This is a genomic window from Pseudomonas sp. TH08 (assembly GCF_016651275.1).
Taxonomy (GTDB): domain Bacteria; phylum Pseudomonadota; class Gammaproteobacteria; order Pseudomonadales; family Pseudomonadaceae; genus Aquipseudomonas.
Window position 1 is genome coordinate 816,660 of the sequence record NZ_JAEKEE010000004.1, and the last position, 22,020, is coordinate 838,679.

Annotated in this window: 25 protein-coding genes and 3 pseudogenes; 12 read left to right on the plus strand and 16 right to left on the minus strand. The window is 54.8% G+C overall.

The window, feature by feature from the left end; all coding sequences use genetic code 11:
- Positions 1-105 precede the first annotated feature (105 nt).
- Positions 106-630 (minus strand): phospholipase D family nuclease, encoded by a 525-nt coding sequence (locus tag JFT91_RS20635; RefSeq protein ID WP_201203112.1) that lies wholly within the window; start codon positions 628-630, stop codon positions 106-108.
- A gap of 326 nt (positions 631-956) precedes the next feature.
- On the opposite strand from JFT91_RS20635, the gene JFT91_RS20640 reads away from it, so the two are divergent.
- Positions 957-1,613 (plus strand): cupin domain-containing protein, encoded by a 657-nt coding sequence (locus JFT91_RS20640; protein ID WP_242487270.1) that lies wholly within the window; start codon positions 957-959, stop codon positions 1,611-1,613.
- On the opposite strand, the gene gcvA is transcribed toward JFT91_RS20640, so the two are convergent.
- On the minus strand, positions 1,593-2,516 hold the full coding sequence (gene gcvA, locus JFT91_RS20645) for a transcriptional regulator GcvA (protein ID WP_201203111.1): 924 nt from the start codon (positions 2,514-2,516) through the stop codon (positions 1,593-1,595). The two genes, JFT91_RS20640 and gcvA, sit on opposite strands and share 21 nt — an antisense overlap.
- Positions 2,517-2,682: 166 nt before the next feature.
- Here gcvA and JFT91_RS20650 point away from each other — a divergent pair, with 166 nt between their 5' ends.
- The 3 genes from JFT91_RS20650 (at position 2,683) to JFT91_RS20660 (ending at position 4,977) form a co-directional block, all read left to right on the plus strand.
- Positions 2,683-3,456 (plus strand): SDR family NAD(P)-dependent oxidoreductase, encoded by a 774-nt coding sequence (locus tag JFT91_RS20650; protein WP_201203109.1) that lies wholly within the window; start codon positions 2,683-2,685, stop codon positions 3,454-3,456.
- A 13-nt stretch (positions 3,457-3,469) separates the two neighbouring features.
- Entirely contained in the window at positions 3,470-3,811 is a 342-nt protein-coding gene (locus JFT91_RS20655; RefSeq protein ID WP_201205237.1) for a carboxymuconolactone decarboxylase family protein, read from the plus strand.
- A gap of 77 nt (positions 3,812-3,888) precedes the next feature.
- Complete coding sequence (locus tag JFT91_RS20660; RefSeq protein WP_201233673.1) at positions 3,889-4,977, plus strand: flavin monoamine oxidase family protein; 1,089 nt, start codon at positions 3,889-3,891, stop codon at positions 4,975-4,977.
- 50 nt (positions 4,978-5,027) lie between these two features.
- Here the strand turns inward: JFT91_RS20660 and JFT91_RS20665 are convergent, their stop codons facing one another.
- Together JFT91_RS20665 and JFT91_RS20670 are read right to left on the minus strand one after the other, a co-directional pair.
- Positions 5,028-5,531, minus strand: coding sequence for a hypothetical protein (locus tag JFT91_RS20665; protein ID WP_201233674.1), 504 nt, complete (start codon positions 5,529-5,531; stop codon positions 5,028-5,030).
- Between the two features lie 221 nt (positions 5,532-5,752).
- Positions 5,753-6,108: pseudogene (locus tag JFT91_RS20670) on the minus strand (DUF6124 family protein).
- 543 nt (positions 6,109-6,651) lie between these two features.
- Here JFT91_RS20670 and JFT91_RS20675 point away from each other — a divergent pair.
- Together JFT91_RS20675 and JFT91_RS20680 are read left to right on the plus strand one after the other, a co-directional pair.
- Positions 6,652-7,134: a GNAT family N-acetyltransferase gene (locus JFT91_RS20675; RefSeq protein ID WP_201233675.1), complete on the plus strand. Its 483-nt coding sequence runs from the start codon at positions 6,652-6,654 to the stop codon at positions 7,132-7,134.
- Between the two features lie 268 nt (positions 7,135-7,402).
- Positions 7,403-7,792, plus strand: a complete 390-nt coding sequence (locus JFT91_RS20680) for a hypothetical protein (RefSeq protein ID WP_201233676.1) — start codon at positions 7,403-7,405, stop codon at positions 7,790-7,792.
- 160 nt (positions 7,793-7,952) lie between these two features.
- Here JFT91_RS20680 and JFT91_RS20685 read toward each other — a convergent pair whose 3' ends face one another.
- The 4 genes and pseudogenes from JFT91_RS20685 to JFT91_RS20695 all read right to left on the minus strand — a co-directional run bounded on the left by JFT91_RS20685 (position 7,953) and on the right by JFT91_RS20695 (position 10,317).
- On the minus strand, positions 7,953-8,312 hold the full coding sequence (locus tag JFT91_RS20685; RefSeq protein WP_201233677.1) for a DUF6124 family protein: 360 nt from the start codon (positions 8,310-8,312) through the stop codon (positions 7,953-7,955).
- A 471-nt stretch (positions 8,313-8,783) separates the two neighbouring features.
- A pseudogene (locus JFT91_RS30285) lies at positions 8,784-9,059 on the minus strand (hypothetical protein).
- Positions 9,056-9,778 carry a peptidoglycan recognition protein family protein gene (locus JFT91_RS20690; protein ID WP_201233678.1) on the minus strand — a complete coding sequence of 241 codons (723 nt, stop codon included), beginning with the start codon at positions 9,776-9,778 and terminating at the stop codon, positions 9,056-9,058. The pseudogene JFT91_RS30285 and the gene JFT91_RS20690 overlap by 4 nt, the downstream one beginning before the upstream one ends.
- Positions 9,778-10,317, minus strand: coding sequence for a PAAR domain-containing protein (locus JFT91_RS20695; protein ID WP_201233679.1), 540 nt, complete (start codon positions 10,315-10,317; stop codon positions 9,778-9,780). Before JFT91_RS20695 ends, JFT91_RS20690 begins: the two co-directional genes overlap by 1 nt.
- A gap of 164 nt (positions 10,318-10,481) precedes the next feature.
- Between JFT91_RS20695 and JFT91_RS30005 the strand changes: the two genes are divergently transcribed.
- From JFT91_RS30005 to JFT91_RS20710, 4 genes are all read left to right on the plus strand, one after another.
- Positions 10,482-11,501 carry a hypothetical protein gene (locus JFT91_RS30005; protein ID WP_347340321.1) on the plus strand — a complete coding sequence of 340 codons (1,020 nt, stop codon included), beginning with the start codon at positions 10,482-10,484 and terminating at the stop codon, positions 11,499-11,501.
- A 114-nt stretch (positions 11,502-11,615) separates the two neighbouring features.
- A complete protein-coding gene (locus JFT91_RS30010) occupies positions 11,616-13,079 on the plus strand; it encodes an AAA family ATPase (RefSeq protein WP_347340322.1) in 1,464 nt (487 codons plus the stop codon).
- Positions 13,080-13,417: 338 nt separating this feature from the next.
- Complete coding sequence (locus JFT91_RS20705) at positions 13,418-13,945, plus strand: hypothetical protein (RefSeq protein ID WP_201233680.1); 528 nt, start codon at positions 13,418-13,420, stop codon at positions 13,943-13,945.
- Between the two features lie 113 nt (positions 13,946-14,058).
- Entirely contained in the window at positions 14,059-14,409 is a 351-nt protein-coding gene (locus tag JFT91_RS20710) for a hypothetical protein (protein ID WP_201233681.1), read from the plus strand.
- A gap of 161 nt (positions 14,410-14,570) precedes the next feature.
- Here JFT91_RS20710 and JFT91_RS20715 read toward each other — a convergent pair.
- Positions 14,571-15,001, minus strand: a pseudogene (locus JFT91_RS20715) (type II secretion system protein N).
- 120 nt (positions 15,002-15,121) lie between these two features.
- Here JFT91_RS20715 and JFT91_RS20720 point away from each other — a divergent pair.
- Positions 15,122-15,568 (plus strand): GspH/FimT family pseudopilin, encoded by a 447-nt coding sequence (locus JFT91_RS20720; protein WP_201203081.1) that lies wholly within the window; start codon positions 15,122-15,124, stop codon positions 15,566-15,568.
- On the plus strand, positions 15,565-16,173 hold the full coding sequence (locus JFT91_RS20725) for a type II secretion system protein GspJ (RefSeq protein ID WP_201233682.1): 609 nt from the start codon (positions 15,565-15,567) through the stop codon (positions 16,171-16,173). The genes JFT91_RS20720 and JFT91_RS20725 overlap by 4 nt, the downstream gene beginning before the upstream one ends.
- A 202-nt stretch (positions 16,174-16,375) precedes the next feature.
- Here JFT91_RS20725 and JFT91_RS20730 read toward each other — a convergent pair whose 3' ends face one another.
- The 7 genes from JFT91_RS20730 to JFT91_RS20750 all read right to left on the minus strand — a co-directional run bounded on the left by JFT91_RS20730 (position 16,376) and on the right by JFT91_RS20750 (position 21,918).
- On the minus strand, positions 16,376-17,896 hold the full coding sequence (locus JFT91_RS20730) for an S-type pyocin domain-containing protein (RefSeq protein ID WP_201233683.1): 1,521 nt from the start codon (positions 17,894-17,896) through the stop codon (positions 16,376-16,378).
- Positions 17,897-17,997: 101 nt separating this feature from the next.
- Positions 17,998-18,276, minus strand: coding sequence for a bacteriocin immunity protein (locus JFT91_RS20735; RefSeq protein WP_207196955.1), 279 nt, complete (start codon positions 18,274-18,276; stop codon positions 17,998-18,000).
- 4 nt (positions 18,277-18,280) lie between these two features.
- Positions 18,281-18,415, minus strand: coding sequence for a pyocin-S2/colicin E7-DNase domain-containing protein (locus JFT91_RS30290; RefSeq protein WP_518524883.1), 135 nt, complete (start codon positions 18,413-18,415; stop codon positions 18,281-18,283).
- On the minus strand, positions 18,366-18,710 hold the full coding sequence (locus tag JFT91_RS20740; RefSeq protein WP_347340323.1) for a pyocin-S2/colicin E7-DNase domain-containing protein: 345 nt from the start codon (positions 18,708-18,710) through the stop codon (positions 18,366-18,368). Before JFT91_RS20740 ends, JFT91_RS30290 begins: the two co-directional genes overlap by 50 nt.
- 150 nt (positions 18,711-18,860) lie before the next feature.
- Positions 18,861-19,337 (minus strand): DUF6392 family protein, encoded by a 477-nt coding sequence (locus JFT91_RS20745; RefSeq protein ID WP_201233684.1) that lies wholly within the window; start codon positions 19,335-19,337, stop codon positions 18,861-18,863.
- Positions 19,337-19,669, minus strand: a complete 333-nt coding sequence (locus JFT91_RS29740) for a hypothetical protein (RefSeq protein WP_242489327.1) — start codon at positions 19,667-19,669, stop codon at positions 19,337-19,339. The genes JFT91_RS20745 and JFT91_RS29740 overlap by 1 nt, the downstream gene beginning before the upstream one ends.
- 23 nt (positions 19,670-19,692) lie before the next feature.
- Positions 19,693-21,918 (minus strand): pyocin-S2/colicin E7-DNase domain-containing protein, encoded by a 2,226-nt coding sequence (locus JFT91_RS20750; RefSeq protein WP_242489328.1) that lies wholly within the window; start codon positions 21,916-21,918, stop codon positions 19,693-19,695.
- Positions 21,919-22,020 lie beyond the last annotated feature (102 nt).

The following is a 22,020-nucleotide window of genomic DNA, read 5'->3' on the forward strand; positions in this document are numbered from 1 at the left end:
CCGCCAGCTCTCCCTATAACTGAACACGGCAATCGCTCGAACAATGGCTTCCGCCCGCCCGATGAGTGACCAACCAGCCATCCCTGCCAGACATTCATATGCCGATCAGCGTTGCGGATAAGGCACACCCAGCTCCCAACGTGATTGCCAATGCGCGATGTATTGACGCGAAACCTCCGGCATATCTCGAATCACCACCACGTTTTCCGAGTTGACGGTTTCGGCGGACGGCGCGAAATTGAACGAACCGGTTTCGACCGTATTCCCGTCAACAATGATGGTTTTGTCGTGATGGAGATGGAAATGCTCATTGGTGCGCAGTTCCACGCCATTCAAAACCACAAGGTCCATCGCCGCCTTACTGGACTTGCCCAGATTTCGCTTTTTATCGACCACTATGCGCACCTCCACCCCACGCTTCTCCGCATCAATCAAAGCCTGCACGATATCGGGAGCCTGGAACGCATAGGCGAGCATCTGAATGCTGTGCTGCGCAGACCCGATGGTTTCCAAAACCAGCTTTCGCGCAGAGCCTTCCGGAGAAAAACCGACCTGAACATTTGGTTCGGCATGGGATGTAGTCGCAATACCGAGCAAGATCGCCAGCGCGGCGCATTGCAATCCAGTCATGTTTGAAGACCTTGAGTTGAACAGGCGGGACGCTTTAGTTGCAGGATGTCAGTCCGTGTGAACGATAACATGGCCATTATTCGCGGCAACCCGGTAGCGCCGTGGACAAGTTTTTCTTTCTCCATCGCGAGGAATATCTGCCTCGTCTCATCACTCGATACGCGCCACTCTTGGGGCATCTTCCATCCCCGAAAAGGTCAAGCAACATGCTCAACGGTAAATCTGCGCTGATTACGGGTGGCTCGTCAGGCATTGGCCTCGCCACAGCACGATTGATGCTCGTAGCGGAGATCGTGGTTGATGGCGGTCGGGCGGAGCTTTGAATCTTGCGACTGAATACTGATCTGACACGCCGCACCCTCGTTCATGGCGCACTGCTGCCGTGGGTCGCATCCCCGGCTGCGGGCGTCCAGCGGCGCATGCTTTATCGCGACGGGGAAGAAAAAGCCCGGGCGACCTCATTGGTTCGCTATGCAGCGGGGAGCACCTTCCGCCCGCATAGTCATCCCGGGGGTGAAGAATTTCTGGTGCTTGAAGGGATCTTTCAAGATGAACGCGGCGACTACCCCGCTGGCACCTACGTGCGCAATCCTCCCGGCAGCAGCCACGCACCGGCATCAACCACGGGTTGCGTGATTTTTGTAAGGCTGCAGCAATTCGAAAAAGATGATGGGCGCGAGTGCGTCGTCTGTCCCGACCAGCATCAAACGCACTCTGACACCCGAACGCTCTTCAGTGGCCACGACGAACACGTGAACCTGCATGACTGTCCGGCAGGCACACTGCTGGAACTCCCCAACGAAGCCGGTATCGAGTTACTGATATTGTCCGGCTCTGCGATTGAAAACGGTGACCTGCTCCAGCCTTTATCCTGGCTTCGACTGCCGCCGGGCATTGCGTTACGGGCAATGATCGGAAATGCCGGCGCTCGTATCTGGATCAAACGCAGGCGCGCCACAGATTCAGTCGCCGAGCTTTCCTGAAGCTTGCGCAAGCAGCCATTCGCGGAAGGCTTTTATCTTCGCCAGATCCGCCACTTCGGGCCGATGAACGATGTAATAAGCGAACGCCAGCGGACAGCTTGCTTCGCCAAAGGGACGGACCAGCCGCCCTGCCTCCAGGTCATCCCGCAGCATGACACTGCGCCCAAGCGCCAGGCCCTGCCCGTCAATCGCCGCCTGCAGCACGGCGGCAGAATTGTTGATGCGCAGCCCATGTTCGGCATTGATAGCGGAATGTCCCGAGGCGTCGAGCCATGTCCGCCACGTCGGATAATCGGGATCGGCAACCATCGACAAGTCGTGGATCAACGTCGCTTCGGCGAGTTTGCTGGCTGACAGTCGTCCCTGTTCAAGCAACGGATAAGTCGGCGCACAGACCGGGTACATCTCTTCGTCCATCAGCTTGATCGCCGTCAGCCCCGGCCAACGTCCGGTGCCATAACGCACGCCGATGTCCACGCCTTCGGCAACAAAATCCACAGGCCTGAGATTGGTGTCCAACAGGACATCGATCTGAGGGTGCGCCAACTGAAAACGTTCGATGCGGGGCAACAGCCATTTGGCAGCAAACGCCGGGCTCACCGCCACCGTCAATCCACTGCTGAGCGAACCTTCCTTCAACCGCGCCAACCCCATGCGCAGGTAATCGAATCCCTCCCGGATATCGGGCAATGCCTCCCGAGCAACGTCGGTCGGAACCAGCCGCGCAGAACCGCTGGAGGCCCGATTGAACAACGCGACCCCCAGCCATGACTCCAGCGTACGCACCTGCTGCCCCACTGCTGCCGACGTCACGTGCAGCTCAGTGGCAGCAGCCGAGAAACTTTGATGCCGGGCGGCTGCTTCAAATGCCCGGAGAGCGTTGAGATACATCGGCGTATTCATGGGTTAAAGATTTTCTTTAATGGATGAAAAAGAATTCTGGTTTGTGCGACACCTGTCCGAAGCGAAGAATAGCAGCCAAGGCCAACGCTCATAAGGGCAATTCATAGACAGCCCCAATGAATGGCACAAACGCTCCTATCTTACTCAGCCACAGGACATCCTCAACATGAAAAGATTTTCTTCCAAAGTTGCTATCGTCACCGGTGGTGGTTCAGGTATCGGTAAAGAAGTCGCACAGCGCCTGGTTGCCGAAGGCGCGAGTGTGGTGATCACCGGTCGCGATGCAGCCAAACTCGACAAAGCCGCAGCCCAGATCGACCCTACCGGCAAGCACGTACGCGTCCTGGCTGCGGACATTGCCAAACCCGCCTCTGCCAAAGCGCTGGTGGCGCTTGCGACTGCCGAGTTCGGCGGAGTGGACATTCTGATCAACAACGCTGGCGTGTTTAATCCGAAACCCTTCCTGGAGTTGGACGAGGATGAATACGACGGTTTCATCGATATCATCCTCAAGGGCAAGTTCTTCATGGCCCAGGCAGCGGCCAAGGCGATGCAACTGCGTGGCGGCGGCGTCATCGTGCAAACCGGTTCCTTGTGGGCACTGCAAGCCATCGGCGCCACCCCTTCTGCGGCCTACTCAGCGGCCAATGCGGGCGTGCATGCACTGACCCGAAACCTGGCCATTGAACTGGCCTCCTCCAACATTCGCATCAACACCGTTGCGCCAGCCGTGGTTGAAACGCCGGTGTACAACACCTTCATGGACAGCGAACAGGTCAAGGCCGTACTGCCGACTTTCAACGCATTCCATCCGCTGGGGCGCAATGGCCAGCCAGCCGATGTCGCAGAAGCGATTCTGTTCCTGGCGTCCGAGCAAGCGTCCTGGATCACCGGTACCGTCCTGCCTGTCGACGGCGGCGTAACTGCCGGCCGCATTTGAGGAGCGCATCATGATGCTGGACTGGAATGACTATCGCGAAAATCTGCTGAACCGCGTCGGCGATCTTGCCAAGCTTTCACCGGATACCGTTCGTGGCCTTCAAGTGATGGACGGCGCAGGTGCAAAAACCGGGCATCTGGACGCCAAGACGCATGAGTTGATCGCGTTAGCCGTAGCCATCACTACACGCTGCGATGGCTGCATCGCCGTCCACACCAAAGCAGCGGCCAGGCACGGCGCTACCCGTGAAGAAATCGCCGAAGCACTGGGCGTGGCCATCGCACTCAATGCCGGCGCAGCGGTGACCTATTCAGCTCGGGTTCTCGACGCCTATGCAGCGCTCGAAAACAACTGATCGTTAATCCCGAAGCCCCCCGCACGCCCGAAAACACTCCGGGCGTGCGGGTTTCGGCATGTCCCCGGAGCATCACCATGAACAACCTGAGGGTAGCGATTATCGGAGGCGGCTTGAGCGGGCTATACACGGCCCGTTTGTTGACGCAGATGAACATCGCTTTCGTATTATTCGAAGCCCGCGAGCGGCTGGGCGGACGCATCCTCTCAACGCCCGGCAACGGCCCCGCCCATGACCTCGGTCCTGCGTGGTGGTGGTCTGATTTTCAGCCTCGCATGGCGGCACTCATATTGGCGCTGGGACTTACCGTTTTCCCCCAGTACAGCGATGGCGCGACATTGCTGGAAAAGTCCGCGCATGAAACGGCCAAACGCGTCCGCGGGTACACATCAGGCAATCCCTCGATGCGCATCCAGGGCGGCGTCTCGCAACTGACACAAGCCCTCGCCGCACACATTGCCCCTGAGCGAGTCGCCTTGAATGCCCGAATCAGCGGCATGCGGTTGTCAGGCTCCGGCATCACGCTACACACAGACGCTGGGCAAGGGGTGAGCGAGCAATCCTTCACTCACGTCATCAGCGCTGTGCCGTTACGCCTGCTTGCGCAAGACATCCACTTCGAACCCTGGCTGTCACCAGCGATTATCCAACGCTGGTCCGGGACACCGACATGGATGGCTCCCCATGCCAAGTACGTCGCCCTTTACGACCGCCCTTTCTGGCGCGACGAGGGGCTCTGCGGAACGGCGCAAAGTCATGTCGGACCGATGGTCGAAATCCATGACGCCTCCGATGCCAGTGCGAGCGCCGCACTGTTTGGATTTGTCGGTATCCCGGCAACAGAACGCCTGGCAATGGGCGAGGCCGCGCTGTTGGAACAATGCCGCCTTCAGCTGGTTCGCCTCTTCGGCGGACAAGCTGCCACACCTGTTGCGCACTACATCAAAGACTGGGCCGCCGACCGACTGACCGCCTCCCCCGCTGATCTCGAAACCAGACAGCGCCATTTCGCCACGGGTTACAGCAGGCCAGATCAGGATGCCTGGTTCAAGCGGTTACTGGTGTCAGGGACCGAGGCATCCATTGAGCACAACGGTTACATGGAAGGTGCACTCGATGCCGCCGAATCAGCGGTAGAACGGCTGCGGATGTTAGTTGATCAGTGAACCTGTCGCGCTACCTGTTCCCGGAAAAGATCATCAGCTGCGCCAGCCAACTATCCTTCAAAGTCGCAATGTATCTGCATGCTCTCTGTCGGGTTGCGGTGAATCTTGAAGCCGCACTGCACCAGCGCAGCCTTAACCTCTTCGAGAACGCTGAGATGTTCAGCCGCCCTGGTGTGTTGAAGGTTCGGCGATGTAAATACGCCCAACGGCAAAAATCGCAGTCTCCTGCCATTCAGAATGATGGAAACATCGACATGAGAGCCATCCACGTCATGCCCGTTGGAGCCGAATATATCGTTCACTTCGTCTTTTCGGCCTGGGTAGCAAGCGCAAAACAACCGGATGCCCAGCCACCTCGACAGGAACCTGAATACCCCCAACTGACTACTTTTATTTTCATATCCCCGAACGAGCAGTAGTTGAACTGACGGGGGAAGCTTCGACTGGGCTTCAATCAGTTTAAGGAAGACATTTTGTTCAATGATTACTTCAGAGGATGGCCAGCGAGGCTTGACCTTCAAGCCCTGATTCTCGCCCTTGAGAAGGGTCAACATAGCGTTCGAGCTCTACTTTTAACTATCTGATTTCCCAAAATTTAGCATGAGCAAGCGCTCCCTGCGCCTACAGACAAATATCGCGGCCAAGCCAACCCCCACAGGTTTCAGTATCCGGACACAATACCCATGACCAACCCAAAACCCTGTAGGAGTGAGCCTGCTCGCGAAGGCGCCAGAACGAACACCCAATCAATCACTGGGTAATCCCGACACCCACATCAATCCGCCAATTGCAGATTATCCAGCGCCCGATTCACCGCCAGCTCCCCAAGCATGATCAACTGCGCAATCCCCAACAACGCCCGCCGCTGCGACGCCGGCAACAGACTTGCGACGTTCTGCGCAATGGAGCCGAAGCAAGTGTTTCGCTGGCATCGATCAGCAGTTCTTCGTTTTTGTTGTCCGCAGTCACGGCATACATCCCGCGGATTCTACGTGGGGGCGGCGTGGACCCGGGCGGACAAAGGTAATGATCGAGCGCGCGGTCGGCGGCTTCGTGGAGTTTTTTTGAATCGAGGGATTCGTAGGGGGAAACCGAGTCGGTTTCGGGCGGGTTGGGTGTTGGTTTGATCATGGTGAAGCTCCTTGATGACTGGAGCCGCCACCGTTCGCGGTCAAACAAACAGGGTGGCAGCTGTACGCGGGTTGACCGACCGGACATCAAGGAATCCGGCACACCCGAAGGTGTCCCACGCACAGCCACCGCGACATGATTTCAGACAATGCCTGAACACGTGCAGAACGCTGGCGCGCCTTGATATTGGGCGGACGGTCAAATCCGATCACTGATTCGTCAGTGACCGCACCACAATAGAACCCGCCCCCAAAGCGCACAAGCCGGCGGATTCTGGCGTAGCTGTAGGCAAAGGCGCAAGGATGTGTAGCCTGAGATAGTGTTTGGAGATGTCTTTTTAAACGTTGGTGTTTATCGGAATCCTCATTGCGTCTCGGATCCCACGACAGAGCCGTCCCTTGCCACAACAGACGCAAGCTTCAGGCGAACGCATCCCCCTGAAGCTGATATGGAGCCATCGCCTCCATTGCACCGAGGCAATAGTGGTTATGCGAATTCTGTTCTCTGCATAATGACTGACCGGCCATGTTTAGGGTGCTTGTTATGCCAGCCTCCACTGATCAAAACTCCGCTGTCGTTTTATGCGCAGCGTCCAATAACGACCTGGAAGATCTGGTAGCCATCAGGATTGAGGCCATGCGCGAGAGCCTTGAACGGCTTGGACGATTTAACCCGGATCGTGCGCGCGAACGATTTCTTGGTGGGTTCGACGCTAACAGCACACGCCGCATAGAAGTATCAGGTGATCTGGTCGGTTTTGTCGTAATCAAAGACCAGCAGAGCGAGCTTCTGCTTGACCACTTGTATGTGATACCCAGTGCTCAAGGAGCAGGAATCGGCTCTGAAGTGCTTACCCGGATTTTCAGAGAGGCTGATGAAATCGGGCGTCCCATCAAGGTGGGTGCTCTCAAGGAAAGCGCTTCAAATCGTTTTTACACTCGCCATGGCTTCGTGTTCGTCGAAAGCGGTGAATTCGATAATTATTATGTCCGGGCTAGCGGTAATGCTGTTGATTTGGGCGACTAGGTAATCTTGATACGGTGCACCGTCAGAGGTTGCACCGTTGGATGGGCATCTGCATTCGAAGGGGACGGATCTATTTTTCAAAAATAAATCTGTTCCCTTTTCCTCCTGCAGGAGCTGCCAGCCCAGATCCCAAAGGTTTCAGCGCCGGACACAACATTCCTGACCAACACAAAACCCTGTGGGAGCGGGCTTGCCCGCGAAGGCGCCAGAATGAACACCCAATGTCCGGAATTTTTGTCGAGCTAAAATCGGCCATAGGAAATGTCAAATGAAGGCCTCAACCCTCGCACTTGTCGCACTTTATTGCATGGGTATCAGCGCAACGTTTGCCGATGGCTCACAGGCGCCAAACGACAAGCGCGGGCCAGCAGGCATCGTCGTCGGTGAGCGTTTGGCTGCGGCCAAATCCAAGCTAGTCAAACAAGGCTGGAAGCCGACGCGGATGCATACCAGCGACGGCTATGAATACAGTGGTGTGGAGAAGGAGCTGGCTGCACGAAAGTTCTTCGAACTGGATAGCTGCTCGTTCGATAGCTCGCGCTGCATCTTGTACTACTCGAAGAAAGGAACTTGCCTACGCGTCGATACGATAGGTGAGCAATTCAATGACATGAGGCTTACGCGATGGACCCACGAATGTCCCGATTCGCCTCAATAACCAAATGAAAACGGCGCAGGACAGTAACCGGCCCGCTCCCACAGGTTTCAGCGCCGAACACGATACCCGTGACCACCACAAAACCCTGTAGGAGTGAGCCTGCTCGCGAAGGCGTCAGAACGGACACCCAATCAATCACTGGGTGATCCCGACACCCGCATCAATCCGCCAATTGCAGATTATCCAGCGCCCGATTCACCGCCAACTCCCCGAGCATTATCAACTGCGCAATCCCCAACAACGCCCGACGCTGCGACGCCGGCAACAGGCTGGCGACGTTCTGCGCGATGATTTGGGCCGAAGCAAGTGTCTCACTGGCATCAATCAGCAATTCTTCGTTTTTGTTATCCGCCGTCACGGCATACATCCCGCGGATTCTACGTGGGGGCGGCGTGGACCCGGGCGGACAAAGGTAATGGTCGAGGGCGCGGTCGGCGGCTTCGTGGAGTTTTCTGGAATCGAGGGATTCGTAGGGGGAAACCGAGTCGATTTCGGGCGGGTTAGGTGTTGGTTTGATCATGGTGAAGCTCCTATTAGAGTGGAGCCGCCATAACTGTCGCTAAACAGAAAGGTGGCGGCTGTACGCAGGTTAGCGAACCGGTTATAGGCACCCGGCAGACCCAAGGGTCTCCCGCATACAGCCACCATAGCGGAGTCGCAGCAGTTGAATCTGCGACAAAGCATGGAACGCTGATGCACCTATTTATAAGTCGAGTCGCTAAACCCGATCGCTGATTCACCAGCGACCGCACCACAATAGAACCCGCCTCCAAGGCGCACAAGCCGGCGGATTCTGGCGTAGCTGTAGGCAAAGGCGCAAGGATTTGTAGCCTGGGAGAGTGACTGGAAATGTCTTTTTAAACATTGACGTTTATCGGGACTCTCATCGCGTCTCGGATCCCACGACAGATCCGCCCCCTCGCCCCAACAGATAAAAGAAAATGGCCGAGATTACCAGTCGTAACTGACAGTCACAGCCATATAAATAGTGCTATTTCTTCCAGCACATATCGACGTCATCCTGAGCGCTCTGTAACGATGCCTAACCGGTACCAGCAGTAATCCACCCCCGCTCCTCCGCCGTCAGGCGCTCTACCTTCCTGATCTATCCATCATTGACGTGCATGTTGTAGAACTTCATCTGAAACGTCGGGTGCTTCTTGATGAAGACAATCGTCGCGATATCACCATCCTCAAGGGCTCCGTAGTAGCAGACGTGGAGCATGGCGACTACTGCGAGGATTGCTACGATTAGAAGCTTTTTCATTGCTGTGGCGCCGGCGGTGGAAGCAGTTGGGTTTTAGCTCTGATGTTTCTGACCAGCTCCATTCCAATATTGCCGGGACATATTTTCCCTTCAGAGCCTTGCCCTGGATATTCCCTGTGGCCTCCAAAATTCTTGATAACGAACACGCTTTTTAGCGCGTCGATAAGGTGCATCAGTGCAATGATTTGATCTTCGGGTATTACGTTTGTAGTGCTGTAACCAACGCTATCGAAAACCACGCGTCCTATGGCGACCAAATCTCCACCTTCTTCCGGTGTAGTCAGGTTCTCCAACAAGACGATGCCAATCAGCCCTGTGTTGTATTTCAGGACACTTGAGCCTTGCAGTCGAATGTCACGTCCCTCAAATATCTGCCCTTTGCAATCAATTCCGTAGTGGTAGCCGATATCGTCGTACTTTTGGCTTAGGTGTCCTTTCTGAATTTCCTGCATCTGCTCCGCACCCGGTGTGCAGTTGTGACTGCGTCCCGCATGGTGCAAAGCGATCATCGTGTAGTCCCAATCCACCACCATGTCCTTCTTGCCGTCCAACGCTTTCCAGGACGAGCGCTCAACGAACGTGGCTTTTAATTCCCGAACTCGGTTAATAATCGCCTCTCGAGTAGCCGCTCGATCATTCACAGCGACCGGTATCGGGCACATGAACTCGCCTGGCTTTATCTCCTGAGCAGTCGCTTGTGTCGCAAAATTGGTTGCCATTATTTTTTCTCCGATAGCTCATGAAGCATCCGGGCGGGAGCATTGAATTTGATGTGAAGTGAAATCTGGGCATTGGGTGTCGGCGTTTTGATGTGCGCGATGCCATCAGCATCGGTGACGCCTGTGGTCTCGACACCATTGACCGTCGCAACATAGTCTCGAAAGGCCAAGGGCTTACCCGTCTCACTGTCGGTAACACTGAACGACTGCCCGAATCGTTTCTGAATGGCGAGAGGTAAAGGAGGAATGAAGGGTGCTGGGGTATGCGAATCCCCGATGATTACTGTCCCCGAACCACCAATCACAACGTCGCCGTGTGAACCTGTGGTATCGATCAGAGCAGCGTTTTTGCCATTGATGAACACCGTAGCGGAAACACCCGAAACCAGAGCACTTCCACAGGTACAGGTATCTCCTTTACGGGCGGCAGCGAGGCCGTCGAAGAACACGTCGGGAGATCCTGAGGCGATGGCCTTCGGGCCATGCCCGGGAATTGGGCAGGAGGTTGGATCAGTGATTCGTGCGGCAGGCTTTGCCATGTGCTTGACTCCCTGTCAGCGGATTGAACGAGTGCGGACTGTACCAGAAACCTTTTTGAACGTTGATCCGAGGAGTTGTACCCTTTTTATCTCGTTGATAGTGGCGAAAAGCTACACCTCAACTATCTTTCCGAACTGCACCTCGACAGATACGGAGAGCAGGAATGTCTGATCTAGCGAATGAAGCAGTCGGGTTAAATGACTTTGAAAAGTGGCTGAATGAACGGAGTAGTTGGCTTCAGACAGCCGCCAAACAGCTTATCGACAATAAACGATTGCCTAATGAGGGCGAGTTTGCAGAGCTGGTTCGACTCTGTAAGTTGGAGGCAGCGAAGCAGAATGATCCTGGTTTCCTGAAGGTGGTTGCTGGTGCATTTTCGGCTGGAGCAGTGCAGCGGGTTGTGCGGGTGGAAGAAGTAACCCAAGTCGTCGGTGTTAACGCGATTAAACCTGGTGCATCTCTACCATTCGGAACGAGCAGTTTGACTGTGATCTATGGGCAAAATGGGTCGGGAAAGAGCGGTTTTGCTCGCCTGCTCAAACAGCTCTGCGGCTCTCGCTCACGGGATGAGATTCGCCCAAATGCATTTAGCAATGAAGAACATGTTTGCAGTGCTCAATGCCGTATTACGATTGATGGCAACTCCAGAGATATCAACTGGCATCCAGGTGCAGAGCCACATGCAATGCTTAAGTATGCCCAAGTATTCGATTCGAAAGCCGCGACTCAGTACATGGGGCGGACTGAATCAAGCTACGAGCCAAGTAGTATGCGGTTTATCTCCATGCTCATTCAGATTTCGGGCATGGTTTCTGATGAGTTGGGAAGGGAAAAGGGAAAGCTCGTTAGTGCTCTTCCACAGTTCCCAATTGATCTCTCCGAAACCGTTGAGAAGGTTTGGTTCTCCTCTCTCAAAGCCTCTGTTTCTGCTGAGAAAATCGAGGCCTATTGCCAATATGGAAAAGATTTTGACGAAGAAAGGATCAGGGCTGAAGCTCTTCTCGCGGAAAAAGACATTGCAGGGCGCTTGGCTGTAATTGGTAAGGAAGGTATTGCCACCGAAAGCATCAAGCAGGCAATGAAGCTCTTGAAAGAAGGTCTCAGGGATGAGAAGGCTGATGAATTGTCGAGAGCGAAAGTTTCGGCGAATGCGACGAGAAAGGCGGCTAACGAAATTGCGTAGCAGACATTCGCGAAGGCACCTCTCCAAGGCGTTGGAGAAGTGGCCTGGAAACTCATGTGGGACCAGGCGTGCAATTATTCAATTACTCATGCGTACCATGGTCATGAGTTTCCCGTGACTGCAGACGGTGCCTACTGCGTACTGTGCCAGCAGGAGCTAACTGCTGCAGGTGCTGCTCGGCTCAAAAGCTTCGAGGCTTTTGTTAACGCCGGTCTTGAGACCACAGCAAAAACTGCGGAAGCTGCCAGTGCAGCACTAATCGCGAAGGTGACTCAGATACCTTCGATTGAAGACTGGATTGCGCACCTCGCCCAGTTGCAGTTCGACGAAGCCACTGCCCGCTCTTGCTATGAGTCATTGAAGGCTAGGCGAGCACAGTTTGTGCAGTGCGCTGACGCGGCAGATATTCCTTCATTCAATTGGGCTCCTATTGATCAAGCGCTGGAAAAACGAGCTGCTGAATTACTTGCTGAGAAGACCAGCCTCACCCAGCTACAGCAAGATGGACACCGGCAACAGGTCGAGAAGCGGGTGAAGCAACTCCAAGCGCTCCAGTGGCTGTCCCAGAACAAACCAGCGATTTTAGCTGAGCGTGTGCGACTAGTAGCTATTGATCTATTGGAGAAAGCTACAAAGCTAACGGCCACTAATTCGTTAACAACTAAACGTACCGAACTTGGGCGTACCGAGCTTGACGCTGGATATCAGGCCCGCTTTGATGCGGAGTTAAAGGCCCTTGGTGGACGTCGACTGCCTGTTGTTCCGCAGAGCAAGGCTCAAGGAAAAGGAGTTATCACGTTTGGGCTCACTCTCGTCGGTGCTCGGGCTGGTGTCACTCCTGACGCAGTACTCAGTGAAGGCGAGACCCGCATTGTTGCATTGGCGGCATTCCTAGCCGATACAACTGGTTCGAACCAGCTTGCCCCCTTCATCTTTGACGACCCAATTTCGTCTTTAGATCAGGACTTTGAAGAGAGGGTTGTTTCACGGCTTGTCGAATTGGCGAAGACCCGACAGGTCATAATCTTCACTCATCGCCTCTCATTGATTGCACTCGTTGAGGCGGTAATCAAGAAACACGGTGAGAACCCTGCTAACGAGAAAATCACCCACTCCGTGCAGTCGCTTCGTCGATTGGATAAGGTTTCGGGGATTCTGGCCCAACACAGTCTGCGGGACGCCAAACCCGATAAGGCGCTGAATGCGGTTAGGGATCACGTCATTCCGAAACTCAGAAAACATCAGGCCGATGCTGACGCCGACGGTTATGACCTTACCGTGAAGAGTGCCTGTAGTGATTTTCGGATCATCTTGGAACGAACAGTGGAACTCATCCTCTTGAACGACGTGGTTATTCGTTTCAGACGGGATGTAATGACAAAAGGGAAATTGAGAGGCGTTGCTAAGGTGATTGCAGAAGACTGCGATCTTATCGACCGGTTGATGACAAAGTACTCCGTATACGAGCACTCCCAGGCAGATGAGCTGCCTCAGATTCCGGTCGAACTCGATGAATTCGAACGGGATGTATTGGAACTCATTGCATGGATCGACGAGTTTAAAGGTCGAGCCTTTTGATTCTCTAGAAAATAGTCCGTCGCCTTTGAATCGCTGTCTCCGGCGATGGTGAACAACCCCGCCCCCTGAACAACGACGGGCAAGCGCGTGATAAGTGTAGCGACGTTGAAAGACCCAGAAAAAATAGTGAACAGAAAGGCAAAGCAGATCATCACGATCAAAGCCGGCGATTGCTCTAGCTTTGCCTTTAGGAAGGACATCTCACTACCAGCTCAGAATGCTCGCTGCTCTGACTGGGATGGATCATTTAGCTTCAACCAGTGCCACCGCGGGGAGCTTTTACATCATGGTGGCGTCGATTTCTGGCTACAGCACCATGACAGATAGGAGAGGTTCAAATGTCCAACGAATACTCGGTCTATTGCCGAGAAGGTACCTACTACGTTCGCGACTTAAAAGGCAATCGCTGGACCGTGCAGGAAAGGTATGGAACCAGGGAACTTAGCGATGGCTCGCCCGTCAATCCGCACGAAGAAATCTTGAAGGAAAATGACCGATCGATCGCCCGTGTCATCCCCAGGACGGGTGGCGCCCCTACCTACGGACGCTTTTCCAATGACAAGAATGCCTCATCCGGAAAAATTGCCAAACGCAAGTTTCGAGGTCTCAATCACGGGCTGATGAACTTCGCGCTGCTGCAAGGTCGATGGGCTTGGCTTATGCCCTACGAAGGAAAGAAACAACCGCCGCTGCACGACCTGAGCCATGGATTCGTCGGTAAACGTATACACACTGAAAAAATGAAAGCTGCGACATTGGAAGAAGTAGGCAAGGAGTTATCTGCAACGCAGTACGCCCGCATGGGGGCATGCTCACCATCAATAAGGGACATTCAGCAATTTGTTACGAGTGGTGCCATCTGGTAGGTCATGGGCTCCTTGGCAAAGACATTTCGAGCAACATTGTAGCTGCAACCGCTTTCCAAAACTCGGAGCAGCTGATTCTCGAAACCGTCCTACATGACTACCGGATGGAGAAGATGACGTTGAAAGTCGAAGCGAAACTAGCATACGGCTGGAAACATCTAGCTGAATTCATCTGGTTCAGAGTAATGCTGGGCAACGACACCATCTACTCACGAACCATGGACGCTAGACGGGCCACCAAGCCTGACTTCAACGAGTACACCGAAGTTTCAACAGATATGCGGCGTCAACTCAACCGTGCACTCAAAAAGCATTACCCATGCGACAACATGACCATGGACACCTTCGAGGCCATCAGTGCCAAGTTGGGGATCGTTGACCCGTCACAATCCACCGGCCTCTGGAAGTCTCTTATGGAGACATTCCGCGGTGAGGACGAACTAGCTGCAGACTTGGTGAGCTGAATACTTCGGAGGGGCAACTGGAAAAATCAGACTGTACGGAACCCGCTGTCGACTGCCCATTCTTGAACCTACGTATACATACAGACGCGAATCAAACTACAAGTCTGCCGCTATGGGTCGAAAGCAACCTCTCGTGACTGGTAGCTATTGGCCCCTGAAAGTCACGGCCTCACCAACCTCGGCAAAACCACCCCCTCCGCCAACCTCTCCACCCCCAACCGCACCCTCTCCCCACCCTGCTCAATCACCACCCCATCCCCCTCCACCGCCAACAACTTCACCCCAGGCCCAACCTTCTCCCCCTGCAAAAACTCCTCGGCGGCCCATCATTCAAACTCAGTATCGCCACCGCCCCCCGACTCCCCGCCATCACCCCGCTCACTTTGATATCCATCGGCGCCGTTTGATTGGAAAACCACTGCAACGCCGGGCTATCACTACGCGCCGCCAGCAATTGCGGGGCCGCTGCCGGGGTGTGTGATTCGGCGGAGGTCAGCAGCAGCGACGACCATGTCGCCACGCCGACCAGCGCTGCGAGCAGCGCGAGGGCCTGGACCATTTGGGGTGGGGAAACGCGTGCGGTGAATCTCATGGGTTGAATCTCCTTTTTATCCCTGCTGTCAGCCTACGCGGCAATTCTCTCCGTTTTATTTCACACGCCTTACATGTTGGCCGTGCACGATGGCGCAGGACGCAAAGGAGCGCGCGCGCGATGAACAGGCAAGAGGGTTTTACGCTGATCGAGCTGATGGTGGTGCTGGTGATCATCGGCATCGCCAGTGCGGCGATCAGCCTGAGTATCAAGCCGGATCCGTTGCAGTTGCTGCGCAAGGATGCCGAGCGTGTGGCGCAGTTGCTGCAGGTCGCGCAGGCGGAGGCGCGCGCGGATGGCCGGCCGATTGTGTGGGTGAGTGATGCCAAGGGGTTTCGGTTTAGTCGGCGCAGTGACAGTGGCAAGGGGTTTGATCATTTCGCTGAGGATCCGCAGTTGCGGCCGCGTGCCTGGCAGAGTCCGAAAATGGAGGTGCGGGTGGAGCCGAAGCAGGGGGTTGTGCTGAACGCTGAGTGGATCAATCCGCCGCTGCAATTGACGTTGTCGGATGGGTTGAATCGGTTGAGTGTGCTGCGCGATGGCGCGGGCCGGATCAGTCTGCAATGAAGCGCCAGCAGGGGTTTACGCTGATTGAGGTGATGGTCGCGATTCTGTTGATGGCGGTGGTCAGTTTGATTGCGTGGCGCGGGCTGGACAGTGTCACGCGGGCGGACAGTCATTTGCAGGCGAGCAGTGAGCAAAGCGATAGCTTGTTGCGGGCGTTGAATCAGTTGCAGCGGGATGTGGATATGCGGGCGGGGATTGAGTTGACCGAGCCGAAGAAGGTTGGTGTGGATGATGAGCCGCCCACCGCCCCGCCCGCCCTTACTGTGCGTAGTAGCGACAGTCAGGGGTTTCGGTTGGACATTATTCGCACGGCGGCGGATCAACCGGGGGCTTTGCAGCGGGTGCGCTGGTGGGTCAAGGGCGACACGTTGTATCGGGCGGTGGCTGAGGCGCGGAGTCGGTATCCGTTGCCGGCGCCTGGGAATGGGGTTGCTGTTTTGAGTGATGTCAGTGATGTGCAGGTGCGGGTTTGGGAGGTGGATAAGGGGTGGCGGCAGTTGAGTGGGAATCGGCGGGAGGATCCGTTGGGGTTGGAGATTCGGTTGAGTCGGGAGACGGCGCAGGGGGTGGAGAAGTATCGGCAGGTGATTGGGCCGTTGGAGTGATGCTTATCCCTGCACATAGGATATTCCTGTAGGAGCTGCCGAAGGCTGCGATCTTTTGACTTTGTATTTTAAAGATCAAAAGATCGCAGCCTTCGGCAACTCCTACATTGGGATTGGGTGCGGTCAGTTGGGGATTGGTTGGCTAGCAGGTTGGCTCCCAATATCAGCTTCAGCAGCGTGAATATTCCAGATCCCCCTTAGCTTAACCCTCGAACATCACATACACAGGCTCCAGGTCTGAATGGGGAAATACCACAACATAGTCATCAAAAGTGACGTTGGCCGAGCCAGGAAATGACTCTATCAAAGGTGTGTGCGGTGACTGGAGACTGCTCATTCGATAATCGGCAATGGACGTCAGTGGCGAGGAATTCTGCAGTATTTCAGGCAGGCGCCAGATGATCGTGAATGGAGCGTTGCCATCAGCCGTGAAACTGTAAGTTTGCGAGGACTCGTTCCACGTTGCGGGTCGCACTCTTACACCTGGATTCAGCTCTGTGGCGCTGACAGGCGATATTGCCACCTGGTGCAGGCTTTTGATTTCCCTGATGCCTTGAAACAGTGTTCCGCTCGGCACGGCATAGTGGCCGCTGCTCATTCTGAAAGGGACATCGACGTTCCCTTTCGTCGCGGCAAGATATTGCCAATCCAGCCCCTCAACCACCAGAAACTCGGATAAAGGTACGCAAACTCCGTAACGACCCACCTCCGCGCGACTGCGAAACTCGAAACGCAATACGGCGGCATATTGAACTGGATCCCTCTGCACGCTAGAGGTGATTTGCCACGTGAACTCCGCGACGGCCGAACGAATGGATTTTTGCAGGTCCACGCGATGGGATTCCAAAGTGCGCGACAGTTCACCATCGATCAATACCGCCGGGCGTGCATTGACGGAAGCAAGCGGAGCAAACAGCTGCACAGGCGCCCGGGGCAGTCCTGCGTCCTGTCGATTGCGCAGCTCTACAAGTTTTGTCTGGGCCGTAGTCAACAGCATCTCGGCCTCTTCTTGAAGCCGCTTGAGTCGCTGGTTAATGGCATTCAGGCTCGCCACATACCGATCGTAGGTCGCGCCAAATTGCTGAGCAATGTTTTGCCACTGACCCCGCTCGGCCTGCGCGTAATTCACTTCCCGTTGCGCATTGTCTCGCTTGAACTGGACGCTCATTTTCCACAACTTGTAACCGTGAACAGCCAAACGGGTATCGAACTCGGCGATTTCTACACTGCGTAAATCCTTTTCAAACTCCGAAGCAGATATTTGAACATTCGAACGCTTGCGCAAATCGCCAATTCGTTGTTCGAGAAGAGTGAGCGCCGTTTCCGTAGCCCGCTGTGAGGTAGCCAGATCAGCACTGATTTTTTGACTATCAAGCAATTGCTGGGCAATGCGTTGCTGGGTTATTTGCGCCCAATTCATTGGTGCTGGACTGGCCGGAGGTGCAGGCGCAGCAAGCGAGGCCTGTCCCTTGAATGCAACGCGCCCCTGTTTACGGTGCCAGTCCTTGACGTAGTAAACGACAGAGCCAGCAGAGTTTGGATTAGGGTCGTCATCAGGGTGATAGAACAGCAAATCGGCGCCTTTGGGATGACCCGCTATCTGGTCAAAATGATTGATCAACCGATCATGATCGGCGTTTGGTAAATCGACAGCCCAGATTCTATCGACCAAGGCCTGGAACTCGGGTTCGGTGTAGTCCTTGAGGGTTGGTTTCAATTGCATGGTTTAAACTTCCTTGTTTTTGCGCAATGTTGCAATCCATTAACGGCACCCGCCCGATCGACCGCTGAGCGGGCGCCACTTAGTTCGTTATCGAGTGACCATCACTCCGTCTTGAAACCTGGCTTATTATTGCGTGCACGCCATTCTTTAACTTCTTTCAGAACTCCCTCTGGGCTGTCCTCTTGTCCCTCCTTGGGATAGAAAATTACGCCAGAGCGATCGGGGTGTTCGGTAATTTTCTCGAAGTGCTCCACCAGTTTGTCGGTGTATTGGCCCAATGCGTCGCCTTCCAGAGGGTTTGAGTAATCGAAAAACTCACGAACAAATAGTAAAAACTCGGATTCCGTATAGTCCTGAAGCCTATTCTTGAAGAGAATCATTGATTTATTCCTTATGTTTTTCGATATGCCGCTTCGCAGTCATAATCAGTAAATTCTCCATATCGCAAACAGCGCCTCCATTCGCGACTTCATGTTGATGATGGATCTCGAATTTTTTTCCTACCCCCAACTTGATCAAATGGAATCGGATAGGGTGCAGATCCTTTTGTCATTTCTTTCAAATTTGCATTGCTGAACTGCTTCCTCAGGTTTTGGTCGGTGGCAACAGCCCTCCAAAAAGCCTCCCTAAACCGGTGGAAATTGGAGAACTCCTTCCCTCTCAGTTGATCTGCAATCTGCTTCGGAATCGGCGCTCCGCTCGTGCGCGCCGCCTCCCCCAACCAAATCCCCGTCACCTCCTGCCCGACTCCCGTCGCCACCCCCGGATCATCCCGCCGATCCAGAAACAACCCATCCGGCGAAGGCAACTCCATATCCCTCGGGAACCCGGGAATACTCGCACCAACCTGCCCTTCATCGACAGCCGGAAACGTCTCGTTTGCCGGTAGGATCGGGATGAATAGACTGAGGAATTAAAGCCACAAATACGTAAGTAGCCACCGGCAACTTCGCACTTTGATAAGTTACTCTCGCCCTTTATCATTCAATGTAAAGACTAACGTTTTAACTTTCATATCAGCTGTATATTGTAATACGACCTTCAGACCGGGATAGATTTTCTGATCAAGCAGATAAGACTCCCAACCGCCTGTCTGCCCCATTGGCATTGGCATTTTTATCGGCCCTCTAGACTCAATGGGAACTCCAAAAATCGCATGAGCATCGGCTTGTGTCATAGCCAACTTGAAAGGCGCTGGAAGATCACCTTCATATCTGACAGTTAAGGGCATAGTCTTAATCAAGGTAATAAATAAGCTTTTCAGTTTTTTGGTATCGGCTAAAAACGTCAGTTCCACACCATTTTCAATCTCAAGATCTTGCAAATCACAATCCGGATAAAGCTCCACCAGAGGCTGCCCATCAAGTACTCCTTGTGCGACAAGAGATTCAAAAGTAAGCCCGACGCTTGCAATCAACTCACTAACTCTCAAAGACTTCATCAATACCACCCCTGTTCTTTATGAAGAATGTGTAAATTTTTGCGACCGACTTCAATTTCCGCCTCGACAAACCCCGCCTCCAATAATCCGTTTTTTATCGCATTAAAATTTTGGTTGACTGAACTCTCAATATCGAGAGCATCTCTCTCTTGTCTCGAAGAGGTATTACGCCCACCGTAGGTTTCACTGAATTTCTGATGCACATCAGACGGTATTGCAATACCAGGAGCCCGTTGAAGATAGTTTCGGCGTTCATGTGGACTCATTGTTGGAAAAAGGTTCCGCAGGTGTAAGTCAAGCGCCCTCCGCGAAGGAATATGGTCAATATCCAACCCATCCCCCCTGCTCCGTCCACTCAGTTCGTTATACGGCCCAACCTCCAGCGGCTCGACCGGCGGCCCGACGAACACCAGGTCCGGCGAAGGCAATTCCATATCCCCGGGAACCCGGGAATACTCGCACCAACCTGCCCTTCATCAACAGCCGGAAACGTCTCGTTTGCCGGTAGGATCGGGATGACAGGCTGGCCGGGATAAACCACGGGCGGCGACGGAGCAATCGGTTTGGTGGTTGATCCAAGCTGCTCCGTTCCCGGCGGGACAAGTGGCGTCCAGGTGCCGATTCCCACGGGAGGAACCGGCCAAGGCTGAATGCGTGGCAATACACCTCGACGACCATGAGCACTTTGTGGCGCGACAATGCTGATCCTGTCGAGGTTGAACGGGTTGGCGCCCGCCTCTGCGTTTTCCTGAAAACGCAGTTCGAATTCACGCCGTTCTCCGACCCAGGTGTTTTTCGGTGCGTAGGGCGCGAAGCCTTTTTCGACGCGTTTTTTGTTGACCTCATCGAACTGCTGGGTGAGTGCCGGTTGCTCGCCAAGGGTTCGCCATAATGCTTCGTCAAAGGATCGGAATGAGGTGACTTCCCGGCCGCGAAGTTGATCACCCAACTGGGTGGGTATTGCGGCGCCTGTCGTGCCTGTCGATTGCTTCCACCAATTGGCAGTGGCGGTCTGGCCGGTACCGGTGACAATGCCCGAACCCATGGGTGGCGGGCTGAAGGACAGGTACATCGGTGCCGAACCGAGCAGACAGACAATGCAATCCTGAATGCGTAGATCAGCGCCCGCTGGCAGGTTCTGCGTCAGCGGTGGCAGTAATGCAACACGGGCTTGGCTTGAAGCGGTGTGCGTAACGGGCGTGTCCGCCGTGAACTGCAAATGCCTGCTCGGAGAACCGGGCACTTGTGCGGTGTAGTTGCCGGTCTGGAGATCAAGTACCGCGTTGATGACCGGCACCTGTCTGCCGATCTCATTGCCAGTGGCGACCACAATCACTGCGGTCCCGTCGGCTACCGGCTCGGTTTTGAGGCGGTAGGGCATCTCGACCGAACCGCTTGAATCGGCGATCGATCGAAGTGCTTGCTCATCAGAAAGGCCGAGTGTCTGAACGGGAACGGCGACAGACTGGAACAATCGCCGCCTCTGCTCTGGCGTCAGTTCACCATTGCCCAGTGTCGGCGAGTACACAGCCGCGAAGATCAAGACCGTCGTTGGTTGAGGTACGAGCAAAGTGAGGGAAAGCTGACTGACCGCTTTTTGCACAGCGGTTTCAATAAGCTTGGCCACTCCCTCGGCCACCAACGAACCGGCTTGCGTCAAAAACGTCGCACCCGCCGCCAGCGGGGCAGTGAGTGTGTTGACCTGCTTGAGCCGGGTTACGCGGGCGTCTTCATCCACCTGCTGCTTGAACCGGACTCGGGCTTCACGCTGTTCTACGAACTTGCGCTGCGCTTCCCAAATGGCTTCCCTTTTGCGCCAGACCACCGTTTGCTCTGCGTGATGGCGGGCAAGCGCCGCTGATCTATCGCGCAGGGCATTGATTTGCGTCTCTAATAAACGCGCTTCATGAGCCGCGTTGTAGGCGTTCTCCCAAATCAGGTGACCGTCATTGAGCGCTTGGCCGAACTGGCCCAGCCGTGTCAGATAATCATTGGAGGTACGGGTCAGCGGATCGTGGCCATCGAAGGACCGGGCCAGTGCATTTTTTGCGTTGAGTTCGGCGGATTTGCGAGCGAGCAGTCCGTCTGTTTCACTTTTTTCACTGGTGATGGTGTAGAGCTGCCAGCGCTCGGTCTGGGTGGCTTGAGGCGGTCTTCTCGCGGCAAGAATTTCCTGTTCCAGCGCTGAGCCGAGTTGTTTGGCCTTTTGCGCGAATCGTTGATCGGCTTCAGCTCTGATCGCGTCATGGCGTCGCGCCAAGCCTGCCAGAAATTGCACAAGCGCCTGATGCCGCGCTTGCGCCTGAGCTTGCTCCTGAGCCTGCGCTGCAGCTGCCTGTGCTTGAGCGGCTTCGGCTTGCGCTCTGGCAAGCGCCTCGGCCTGCTGATTTGCCTGGGCCTGACGATGAGCCGCCAAAGCGCGTTTTCGAGCTTTCTGCTTTTTCTTGCTGGTGCCACCGAAACCGCCGGAAACACCGCCGCCACCACCAAAGCCGCTACCCGACCCTCCACCCGAAGCAGGTGGCCCGGATCGGATGACGACGCTACCTGACGATCCATCGTTGAATGTGTTTTGTGCCATACAGTCACTCCTTGTCTGTAGGGCACAGCGTGTCGATCAAGCGGTACTCAGGTGCGGTACATAGTTATTGCGAATGTAAAAAATCGGGTTACTGAGCCTGCT